Below are 12,391 nucleotides of genomic sequence, written 5' to 3'. Positions count from 1 at the left end.
AAATCCGAAGCCGCGCGAAGAGGGCGCGGCTCATGCCCCCGCCTTCGGGAAGTAGCCGGCCCGCTCGAAGAACCCCACGTACTTCTCGAACAGGTCCCGCCCGATCTCCGGGCACTCGATGCCGGTGCCGGCCAGCGCCCGCTCCGTCTCCGACACGTCCAGCGGCGGGTACGTCGCACGGCCGTCACCCGCCATGAGGGCCTCGAAGGCGTCGAGCAGCGGCACCAGCGCGTTGTCGCGGTCGGCCCGTACCCGCTCCCGCCAGCTGTCCCAGTCCAGGACCGGCAACTCGTATCCGTACGACCGGAGATGGCCGACGAAGTCGGCGAAGGCCTGGTCCCGCTCGTTGAACAGGTGGAACGTGCCGCCCGCGGCCTCCTCCCGCGCCGCGAGGGTGGTGATCGTGCCGCTCACGTAGTCCACCGGCACCATGTGGAAGGACCCGGCGAGCCGGTCCGGCACCGCCCCGGCCTGGAGCAGGCCCTTCAGGCTCAGCCAGACGAAGTCCTTGGTCTGGCAGGCACCGGCCCGCTGGTCGCCGCAGACCACGTCCACCCGGTACACCGAGACCGGCAGCCCGCGCTCCCGCGCGATCCGGATGACCTGCTCGGCGACCCATTTGCTCTGCAGATACCCGTTCCACAGCTCCTCGGCGGGGCCGGTCGGGTCGGTCACCTTCGCCGGGACGTCCTCGGCGCCGGGCGCCGGCGCCGGGAAGACCCCGCTCGTCGAGACGTGGTGCACCGGCACGGTGCGGTGCCGGGCCGCCAGCCGCAGCACCTCCCGCGTCCCGTCCACATTGGACCGCCGCAGCTCGGTGTACGGCCGCAGCCAGCTCACCGTGGCGCCCGCGTGGTAGACGACGTCGACGAAGCGCGCCAGATCGTCGAACCCGCCCTCCGTCAGCCCCAGCCGGGGCGCGGAGAGATCGCCGACCACCACGGAGATCCGGTCCGGGTCCACCTCGTCGAGGACCTCGTACCACTCCAGGTTGGCGCGCAGCCGCCGCTCGGCGTCTGCCCGGTCGGCCCCGCGCACCAGGCAGTGCACACGGGCCCGGGTGGAGCGCATCAGGTCGCGCAGGAGGAACGCCCCGAGGAACCCGGTGGCGCCGGTCAGCAGGATCTCGCGGGGATCGGCGGACACCCGGCTGATCTCGCCGGCCGGGCGCACGTCGTCGTCGAGCCACACCTCCGCCGCGAAGTCCACGGCGGTGCCGGCGGGGACCGCTTCGGGGGCGCTCGTGAGCAGCTCGGCGCACAGGTGCTTCGTCAGCGCGGCCGGGGTGGGGTGCTCGAAGACCACGGAGGCGGAAAGCCGGAGGCCGGTCGCGGAACCGAGCCGGTTGCGCAGCTCCACGGAGATCAGCGAGTCGAAGCCGAGTTCGGTGAAGAACCGGTCGTCGCCGATGGCGGACGCGTCGCGGTGCCCGAGCACCAGGGCGACCTCGCCGCGCACGAACTCCGCCACGACCTCCCGCTGCCGCTGCTCCGGCAGCCCGTCGAGGCGCTGCGCCAGCGACCGCGTGCCCCCGGCGTCGTCCCGGGCGGACGGGCGGGCCGGTGTCCGCGCCAGACCGGTGAGGAGGAGCGGGACCTGGGCCGGGCGGGCGCGCAGGGCGGCCACGTCGAGAGGGGTGGCCACCAGCGCCGGCCGGCCCAGCCGCAGCGCGGCGTCGAGGAGACCCGGGCCCCGCTCCTCGGTGACCGGCAGCAGACCGGTGCGGGCGATGCGCTTCCGGTCGGCCTCGCCGAGGGCGCCGCCCATGCCGCCCGCCGTGTCCCACAGGCCCCAGGCCAGCGAGGTCGCGGGCAGACCGCTCGCGGCACGGTGTTCGGCGAGCGCGTCCAGGAAGGTGTTCGCGGCGGCGTAGTTGGCCTGGCCGGGACCGCCCACGAGACCCGCCACCGACGAGAACAGCACGAACGCCGACAGGTCGTGACCGAGCGTCAGCTCGTGCAGGTTCCACGCCGCGTCCACCTTGGGGCGCAGCACGGCCGCCAGCCGCTCGGGGGTCAGGGTCGCGATCATCCCGTCGTCGTTCACCCCGGCCGTGTGCACGACCCCGGTGAGCGGATGCCCGGCCGGGACGGTCGCGAGGAGGGCGCCGAGGGCCTCCCGGTCCGCCAGGTCGCACGCCGTGATCATCACCTTGGCGCCCAGCTCGGCCAGCTCGTCGGCGAGTGCGTCCGCACCGGGAGCCGCCGGGCCGCTGCGGCTCACCAGCAGCAGCCGGGACACCCCGTGCTCCCGGACGAGGTGCCGCGCGAACAGGGCACCCAGCGCACCCGTACCACCGGTGATCATGACCGTGCCGTCGCGCCGCCAGGGAGTGGGCGCCGGCTCGCCGCCGGCCGGCGTCAGCCGGGCCGCACGCGGAACCAGCACCGTGCCGCCCCGTACCGCGACCTGGGGTTCGCCGGAGGCGACGATCGACGGCAGGGCCTCCGCCGACGCCGGGTCGTCGTCCAGGTCGACCAGCACGATCCGGCCGGGCATCTCCGACTGGGCCGAGCGCAGCAGACCCCACACCGGGGCGGCGACCAGGTCGGACACACCGGCCGGCCGGTCGGCACCCCGGCCGGTGGCGACCGCGCCCCGGGTCACCACCACCAGCGGGATGTCGGCGGACCCCTCGTCCGACGGCCACGACCGGACGAGGGCCAGCGCCCGCCGTGTCGCCTCCCGCGCCCGCGCCGCCACATCACCGCCCGGCGCGAACACGAACGGGGCGAGCAGCGCGTCGAACGGGACCGGCGAGTCCAGCGCCGCGTCCACATCGGCGAACCTGCGGACGTCCTCGAACCCGAGGTCCCCGCTGCCCGTCTCCAGCACGGCCAGCGCGGCGCCGTCCCTGCCCTCCGGAACGACCGGGTTCCAGGCGACCCGGAACAGCGAGTCCAGCGGGCGCGACCGGGCCACGGCGACCTCGGTCGCGTCCACCGGGCGGGCGACGGCCGAGGCGAGCGACGCGACCGGCCGCCCGGACGGGTCGGCGAGCCGTACCGCCCAGCCGCCCTCGGGGCCAGGGGTCAGCCGCACCCGCAGCGCGCGGGCGCCGACGGCGTGCAGGCGGGCCCGGCCGATCTCCGCGACGACCCCGCCCCGCCCGGCCGCGAGCAGCGTGCCGTGCAAGGCGGCCTCCAGCAGCGCCGGGTGCAGCCCGTACCCGTCGACGTCCGTGTCCTCGTCCAGCGCGACCTCGGCGAACAGCTCCCCGTCGCGGTGCCACACCGCCGAGACCCCCGGGTACGCCGCCCGTGCCCCGTCGGCCACGTCCAGGGCCCGCGCCCCCGCAGGGGGCCACGCCCCCAGCTCGAACGGGGTCTCACGGCCGGCGGGGCTCAGGGTCCCCGAGGCGGCGACGGTCCACGCCGGGTGGTCCTCGTCGGCGCCCGCGTGGACGGTGAAGGCGCGGGTGCCCGCGGCGTCCGGCGCGCCGACGGTCAACTGGACGCGGACCCGGGAGCGTTCGGGCAGCACGACCGGGCGGCGCACGGTCAGCTCGTGCACGGCCGTGCAGCCGACCTCGTCGGCCGCGCGCCACACCACGTCCAGCAGGGCGGAGACGGGGAGCACGACCTCGCCGTCCCGGGTGTGCCCGGCGAGCCACGGGGCCGAGCGGGACGTGAGGCGGGCGGTGAGGACCAGCTCGTCACGGCCGGCGATCTCGACCGCCGCGTCCACCAGCGGATGGCCGGCCGCGCCCCCGGAACGCGCGGACGCCTCGGCGGGACCGGACTCCAGCCAGTACCGCTTCCGCTGGAACGCGTAGCTCGGCAGGTCCACCCGCCGCCGGGGACCGGCCTGGCCGAAGAACCCCGGCCAGTCCACGGGCACACCCGCGCTCCACAGCCGCCCCAGCGCCGCCACCACGGACAGGGGCTCGGAGGGGCCGGACCGTACGGCCGCCACGGCGGCCACGGCACCCGCGCCGGACACGCAGTCGTCGACCAGCGCCGTGAGCACCCCGGCCGGGCCCAGCTCCAGGGTGGTGGTCACCTGCCGCTCGACGAGGGTGCGGACCGCGTCCACGAAGCGGACCGGCTGCCGTACCTGCTGGATCCAGTAGTCCGGCGAACGCAGTTCCGCGTCGGTGGCGATGCGCCCGGTGACCGTGGACACCAGGGGGATCTCCGGCGCGTTCAGGGTGACGCCCCGCACGACCCGGCCGAACTCCTCCAGCATCGGCTCCATCAGAGGGGAGTGGAACGCGTGGCTGACCACCAGCCGCTTGGTCGCGCGGCCCCAGGAGCGGACCGTGGACGTGATCGCGGCGACCGCGTCCTCCTCGCCCGACACCACCGTGGACGACGGTCCGTTGAGCGCCGCGACCCCCACACGACCGCCGGTATCGGCGAGGAGCGGCTCGACCTCGTCGGCCGTGGCCTGCAACGCGACCATGGCCCCGCCCCTCGGCAGGGCCTGCATCAGCCGGCCCCGGGCGGCCACCACGGCCGCCGCGTCCGCGAGGGTCAGCACGCCCGCCACATGCGCGGCGGCCAGCTCGCCGATCGAATGCCCGGCGAGCAGGTCGGGCCGTACGCCCCAGGACGCGAACAGCCGGAAGAGCGCGACCTCGACGGCGAACAGCGCGGGCTGCGCGTAACCCGTCCTGTCGAGCCCGTCGCCCGACGCGATCACCTCGCGCAGCGGCCGGTCCAGCAACGGGTCGAGATGCGCGGACACTTCGTCGAAGGCCGCCGCGAACGCCGGGAACGCGGCGTGCAGTTCGAGGCCCATCGCGGCGCGCTGGGCCCCCTGGCCCGTGAACAGGAAGCCCAGCCTGCCCGTGGCGGTCGCGCCGCGCGGCAGCGCCGGCGCCACCGCTTCCGGAGTGAAAGCGCGCAGGGCGTCGAGGAGTTCGGTGCGACCCGCGCCCACCACCACGGCCCGGTGCTCCAGCCCGGCCCGCGTGGTCGCGAGCGCGTGCGCCACGTCTTCGGCCGACACCTCGGGGTGCCGCTCGACGAACTCGGCCAGCCGTTCCGCCTGAGCCCGCACGGCATCCGCCGTCCGCGCGGACAGGGCCCAGGGGATGGCGGGGAGAGGGACCGGGGGAGCGGGGGTCCCGACGTCCGGCGCCGTGTCCGGGGAGGGCACGGCGGGGGAGGCGGCAGCAGCGGTGGCGGGGGCGGCGGTGGCGGGCGCGGCGGTGGCGGTGGCGGCGGTGGCGGGCGCGGCGGTGGCGGTGGCGGACGTGCCGGAGGCGGCGCTCGCCGGGCGCGAGGTGTCCGCCGGCGTCTCCGCCGCTTCGGGAGCCTGCTCGATGATGACGTGGGCGTTGGTGCCGCTCACCCCGAACGCGGAGACCGCGGCGCGGCGCGGGCGGCCCGTGTGCGGCCAGGGGCGCTCCTCGGTCAGCAGCTCCACCGCGCCGTCGGACCAGTCGACCAGCGGGGTCGGCCGGTCGACGTGCAGGGTCCTGGGCAGCACCCCGTGCCGTATCGCCTGGACCATCTTGATGACGCCGCCCACCCCGGCCGCGGCGACCGCGTGCCCGATGTTGGACTTCAGCGACCCGAGGTACAGCGGGCGCTCCGCCGGGTGGGCCGCGCCGTACGTGCCCAGCAGCGCCTGCGCCTCGATGGGGTCGCCCAGCCGGGTGCCGGTGCCGTGCGCCTCGACCGCGTCCACGTCGGCCGCGTCCAGCCGAGCCTCGGCGAGCGCCTGGCGGATGACCCGCTCCTGGGAGGGGCCGCTGGGTGCGGTGAGCCCGTTGGAGGCGCCGTCCTGATTGACGGCGGTGGCCCGCAGCACGGCCAGGACGCGATGGCCGTTGCGCACGGCATCGGAGAGCCGCTCCACGAGGAGCAGCCCCACACCTTCGGACCAGCTGGTCCCGTCGGCGGCGGCCGCGAACGACTTGCACCGGCCGTCGGCGGCGAGGCCACGCTGCCGGGAGAAGTCGACGAACCCGCCCGGCGTGCCGCTGATGGTCACCCCGCCCGCCAGGGCGAGCGCCGACTCCCCGCTGCGCACGGACTGCGCCGCGAGGTGCAGCGCGACCAGCGACGACGAGCACGCCGTGTCCACCGTGACGGCCGGCCCCTCGAACCCTAACGAGTAGGAGACCCGGCCGGAGACCACACTGCTGAGCTTGCCGGTCATCAGGTAGCCCTCGAACTCCTCGGGCCCTTCCAGACCGAGGTACGTCTGGTCCACCGCGCCGACGAAGACACCCACGTTGGACGTCTTCAGCCCCGTCGGGTCGATGCCCGCCTGCTCGAAGGTCTCCCAGGCGGTCTCCAGCACCACGCGCTGCTGCGGGTCCATCGAGAGCGCCTCACGCGGGGAGATCCCGAAGAACGCGGCGTCGAAGTCGGCCGCGCCGTCCAGGAACCCGCCCTCGCGGGTGTACGACGTGCCGGGCGTGTCCGGGTCGGCGTCGTACAGCCCCTCCAGGTCCCAGCCCCGGTCGGAGGGGAACTCCGAGATGCCGTCCCGGCCCTCGGAGACCAGCCGCCACAGATCGTCGGCCGAGGTCACCCCGCCGGGGTAGCGGCAGGCCATGCCGACGATCGCGACCGGCTCCAGCCGTCCGGACTCCAGCTCGGCGATGCGGCTGCGTGCCTTCCGCAGGTCGGCCGTGACCCATTTCAGGTAGTCGGCCAGCTTCTTCTCATCCGCCATGGGACAACTCACATCTTCTCGGGGACGGCAGTGACAGCGGTGCGGGACACCGGGTGCGTGCGTGAGGACGGTTCGGCGCGGGGCATCAGCTGCCCGCGCGGCCGAGTTCGTTGTCGATGAAGTCGAGGAGCTCGTCGGTCGAGGCCGACTCCAGCGGGTCCTGCGGGCCGGTGTCGCCGGGCGTGCCGCCCCACGCGTCCATCCAGCGCGAAAGGATCGTCTGCAACCGGACGGTGACGGCGGCGCGTTCGTCCGCGTCGGCGGCGGCGTCCTCGCTGTCGCCGGCCGTCGAGAGGATCTCCTCCAGCTTGTCGAGTTCGGCGAGGAGCGGGGACTGCTCGGCGGACTCCTGTCCGGACCCGAGTCCGGCGAGCAGGAACGCGGTGAGGGCCGCCGGGGTCGGATGGTCGAACACCACGGTCGCCGGCAGCCGGACGCCGCTTGCCGCGCCCAGCCGGTTGCGCAGCTGCACGGCGGTGAGCGAGTCGAAACCCAGTTCCTGGAAGGGTCGTTGGGCCTCGACGGCGGCCGGGTCGCGGAAGCCCAGCACGACGGCCACCTCGCCGCGCACCAGGTCCAGCACGAACTCCCGCCGCTCGCCCGCGGTCATCCCGGCGAGCCGCTCGGCGAGGGGCACGTCCCCTTCGCCGCCGGTCCGATCCGGACCGCGGTCGGCCGCCGGCACCAGGGCCCTCAGCAGCGGCGGGACCGGACCGCCGAAGGCCCGTACGGCCGCGAGGTCGAACGGCACGGCTGTCACCGCCGGGTGACGGACCCCCAGCGCCGCGTCGAACAGCGCCAGCCCCTCCGCCGTGCTCGTCGGCACGAAGCCGTCGCGGGCGAAACGGGACCGGTCGGCCGGGGTCAGCCCCGCGTTGATCCCGCCCTCGACCTCCCACAGCCCCCAGGCCGGCGAACTCGCGGGCAGGCCCTCGGCGCGGCGCCGCTCGGCCAGCGCCTCCAGGAAAGCGCCGGCCGCCGCGTAGTTGGCCTGGCCCGGGCCGCCGAACACGCCCACGACCGAGGAGAACAGCACGAACGCCGCCAGCTCGTCGCCCTGGGTCAGCTCGTGCAGATGCCAGGCCGCGTCCGCCTTCGGGCCCAGCACCGCGTCCAGCCGACCGGACGTGAGCGCCGGGAGGAGGCCGTTGTCCAGGACCCCGGCCGTGTGCACGACCCCGGTCAGCGCGTGCTCGGCCGGTATCTCGGAGAGCAGCGCCTTGAGCGCGTCACGGTCGGCGACGTCGCACGCGGCGATCCGCACCTCGGCCCCGAGGCCCGTGAGTTCGGCGCGCAACTGCTCGGCCCCCGGCGCCCGTTCACCTCGGCGAGAGGCCAGCAGCAGCCGCCGGACGCCGTGCTCGACGACGAGGTGCCGGGACACGGCGGCGCCGAGCGCCCCCGTGCCGCCGGTGACGAGGACCGTGCCGTCCGGGCGCCAGCGGGGGGCCGTGCCGTCGCCCGCGTCGGCCCGGGTGACCCGCCGCAGCCGGGGCACCAGGAGCCGGCCGTCGCGTACGGCGGCCTGCGGCTCGTCCGTGGCGAGCAGGGCGGCCAGGAGTGCCGGGGGGACGGGCGCGGTGTCCGTGCCCGCGCCGGGGGCGTCCACGAGGACGATCCGGCCCGGGTTCTCCGACTGCGCCGACCGCACCAGGCCGCGGACCGCCGCCGCGTCCAGGTGCGGCACCTCGCCGGCCGTGGCGGCCACCGCGCCCCCGGTGACCAGCACGAGCCGGGTCGCGGCCAGCCGCTCGTCGGCCAGCCAGGCCTGGAGCAGGGCCAGCGCCCTCCCGGTCGCCGAGCGCACACCGTCCACGACCTCGGTGTCGTTGCCGGCCGCCGGCAGGTGGACGAGGAGGGCGTCGGCCGCCGTACCGGACTCGACCGCACGGCCGAGGGCGGCGAGGTCCTCGTAGGAGGTCACGGCGGACTCGCCGTCGTACGGCCGGGGTGCCGGGTAGGACGCACCGGCCTCCTCGTCCGGCAGCCGCCCGAGGGCCGCCCAGGCGACCGGCCGGTCCGGCCGGCCGGGGGTGAGCGGCACCCAGGTGACGTGGTGCAGGGCGCGCAGCGGGCCCGGACCGCCGATGAGTTCCGACGGTTCGGGGGAGCGCCGGACGACGGAGTCGACGGTGGCGACGGGCGCCCCGTCCGGGCCGGTCAGCACGACGGAGACGGCCCCCTCCGCCGCGGCGGCCCCGCCGTCGCTGTCCCCGGCTCGGGCGAGCCGGGTCCGTACGGCCGTCGCGCCGGGGGCGTGCAGCCGCACCCCCCGCCAGCGGACGGCGAACGGCTCGCCCCCGTCCACCGCGAGCGCGGCCTCCAGCAGCGACGGGTGCAGGACGTGACGGCCGGCGTCGGCGGCGTACTCCTCCGGGAGCCGCACCTCGGCGCCGTCGGCGTTCCCCGCGAGGGCGGCGGTCGTGCCGTCCTCGGCGCGCAGGGTGCCGGCGGCCAGCTCCGCCCACTCCCCGGTGTCGGGGTCCGGCAGGGCGTGCACGGTGACGGGGCGCCGGCCGGAGTCGTCCGGGGCCCCGACCCGCACCTGGAGCGGGACCTCACCGGTGTCGGGGACGGCGAGCGGGGCCCGCACGGTCAGCTCGTCCACCACCGGGCAGGCCACCTCGGTGCCCGCCCGGACGACCGCGTCCACCAGGGCCGCCGACGGCAGCACGACGGTGCCGGACACCGTGTGCCCGGACAGCCACGGCTGGGCGGCCGTCGCGACCCGGCCGCTGAACAGCACCTCGTCGGCGCCGGCCACCCTGACCGCCGTACCGAGCAGCGGGTGGTCCGAGCGGGCGGGGCCGGCCGTGTACACGGGCGCCGACTGCTCCAGCCAGTACCGCTCGCGCTGGAACGGGTACGTCGGCAGCTCGACGGTGCGCACCGGCAGGCCCTCGAACACCGTCGGCCAGTCCACCGGGAGCCCGGCCGTGAACGCCTCGCCCAGCGCGGCCAGCACCCGGTCGGGTCCGCCCTGGTCACGGCGGAGCGAGCCGACGCCGGTGACGGCCGTGCCCGCGGCGTCGGCGGTCTCCTCGATGCTGTGCAGCAGCACCGGGTGCGGGCTGCACTCGACGAAGACGCCGTGCCCGGCGTCCAGCAGGCTCCGCGTGGTCGGCTCGAACAGCACGCTCTGCCGCAGGTTGGTGTACCAGTACGTGGCATCCAGACCGGTGGTGTCGAACAGGCCGCCGGTGACGGTGGAGTAGAACGGCACCTCGGAGGGCCGCGCCTCGATGCCCGCCAGGTCGGCCAGCAGCCGCTCACGGATCGACTCGACGTGCGCGCAGTGCGAGGCGTAGTCCACGGGGAGCCGCTTGGCGCGGCCGCCGTCGGCCACGACCGCCGCGCGCAGTTCGTCCAGGGCGTCGGCGTCACCCGAGAGCACCACGGACACGGCGCCGTTGACGGCGGCGACCGCGACCCGGCCGCCGTAGCCGTCGATCAGTTCGCGCACGCGGGGTTCGGGCAACGCGACCGACATCATGCCGCCCCGGCCGGAGAGGTCCTCGGCGATCGCGCGGGCGCGCAGGGCCACCACCCGGGCGCCGTCGGCCAGGGACAGCGCGCCGGCCACGCACGCGGCGGCGATCTCCCCCTGGGAGTGCCCGATCACGGCCGCCGGCCGCACCCCGTGGGCCCGCCACACCGCCGCGAGCGACACCATGATCGCCCACAGTGCCGGCTGGATCACGTCCACCCGCTCCAGCGGCTCCCCGGCCCGTACCGTCTCGATCAGATCCCAGTCGGTGACCGGGGCCAGCGCCGCCGCGCAGTCGGCCATCGCTGCCGCGAACACCGATGAGGCGTCCAGCAGTTCGGCCGCCATACCGGCCCACTGGGACCCCTGCCCGGGAAACACGAAGGCGACCCGCGACGCCGCCGCGCGACCACCGCGCACCACGTGGGGTGCCCCGCGCCCCTCGGCGAGCGCGGCCAGCCCGGCGGTCAGCTCGTCGAGGTCGGCACCGACGACCACGGCCCGGTCGTCCAGTGCGGCCCGCGTGGTGACCAGGGCGTGGGCGATGTCGGGGACGGTGGCGGGGAGGGCGGTGGCGGGGGCGAGGCCGGCACCGGCGGTGGCGCCGCCGTCGGCGGCCTCGGGGTCCCCGCCCGCGGCCAGGAGGTCCAGCAACTGCCGGGCCCGCGCGGCGAGGGCGCCCTCGCCCTTGCCGGACAGGACCAGCGGCAGAGGGCGGCCGGGCCAGGAGGACGACGCGCCCCCGGCGGCCTGCTGTGGGGCCCGCGCGGGCCCGCCCTCGCCCTTCCCGGCGGTGACCTCGACGCCGGCTCCGACGCCGGCCCCATCGTCGGCCCCTTCCCCGGCCTCCCCCGTGGCCGTGTCCTGCGTCGCCTCCTCCACGATCACGTGGGCGTTGGTGCCGCTGAAGCCGAACGACGAGACGGCGGCGCGGCGGGGGCGTCCGGTGTCCGGCCATGCACGGGGCTCGGTGAGGAGGGCGAGCGCGCCCGTGTCCCAGTCGATGTGGGGGGAGGGCTCCTCGGCGTGCAGGGTCCTCGGCAGGACCCCGTGGCGGATCGCCTCGACCATCTTGATGACGCCGCCGACGCCGGCCGCCGCCTGCGCGTGTCCGATGTTGGACTTCAGCGAGCCCAGCCAGAGCGGCCGGCCGGCGGGCCGGTCCTCGCCGTACGTGGCGAGCAGGGCCCGTGCCTCGATCGGGTCGCCGAGCGTGGTCCCCGTACCGTGCGCCTCGACCGCGTCGACGTCGGCGGGCGACAGCCCCGCGCTGGTGAGCGCCTGACGGATCACCCGTTCCTGGGCGGGACCGCTGGGCGCGGTGAGCCCGTTGCTCGCGCCGTCCTGGTTGATCGCCGACCCCTTGATCACGGCCAGCACGGGGCGGCCCTCGCGCCGCGCGTCGGACAGCCGCGCGAGCAGCAGCAGACCGACGCCCTCTGCCCAGCCGGTGCCGTCGGCGGACGCCGAGAAGGACCTGCACCGGCCGTCGGACGACAGCCCCCGAAGCCGGGAGAACTCCACGAACGAGGTGGGCGTCGACATCACCGTCACCCCGCCGGCCAGCGCCAGATCGGCCTCGCCCCGGCGCAGTGCCGTCGCCGCGAGATGCAGGGCGACCAGCGAGGACGAGCACGCCGTGTCGACCGTGACCGCCGGCCCCTCCAGCCCGAAGGTGTAGGCGAGCCGGCCCGAGGCGACACTGCCCGCGCTGCCGCCGTACAGGTAGCCCTCGAACTCCTCGGCGGGCAGACGGGGCCGCGACCCGTAGTCGTTGTACATCGCCCCGACGAACACCCCGGTACGGCTGCCCCGCACCGAGTCCGGAACGATCCGCGCCCGCTCGAACGCCTCCCACGCGGTCTCCAGGAGCAGCCGCTGCTGCGGGTCGGTGGCCAGCGCCTCACGGGGCGACATCCCGAAGAACTCCGGGTCGAACAGGTCCGCGTCGTGCAGGAACCCGCCGTAACGGGTGTACGACTTGCCGACCGCCTCCGGGTCGGGATCGTAGAGGTCGTCGACGTCCCAGCCGCGGCCCTCGGGGAAGGGCGACACCGCGTCGACACCGTCGGCGACGATCCGCCACAACTGCTCCGGTGAGCGCACGCCGCCGGGGTAGCGGCACGCCATCCCGATGATCGCGATGGGTTCCCGCTCCCGCTCCTCCACCTCGCGCAGCCGCTTGCGGCTCGCGCGGGCGTCGGCGACCGCACGCTTGAGGTACTGGCGGAGTTGGTTCTCGTCGGTCGTCACGTCGTCTCAGCTCCATGG

At 76.0% G+C, this 12,391-nt stretch carries 2 protein-coding genes; both read right to left on the bottom strand.

From position 1 onward, the window contains the following. Positions 1 to 30: 30 nt before the first annotated feature. On the bottom strand, positions 31 to 6,645 hold the full coding sequence (locus AC067N_RS18120) for a thioester reductase domain-containing protein (protein ID WP_478679878.1): 6,615 nt from the start codon (positions 6,643 to 6,645) through the stop codon (positions 31 to 33). Between the two features lie 73 nt (positions 6,646 to 6,718). Then, positions 6,719 to 12,373, bottom strand: a complete 5,655-nt coding sequence (locus AC067N_RS18115) for a type I polyketide synthase (protein ID WP_478679877.1) — start codon at positions 12,371 to 12,373, stop codon at positions 6,719 to 6,721. Positions 12,374 to 12,391: the final 18 nt, after the last annotated feature.

This window comes from Streptomyces sp. NPDC042364 (assembly GCF_056437585.1).
Note: the sequence above shows the minus strand (reverse complement) of the source record. Positions and strands in the feature narration are given on the sequence as shown.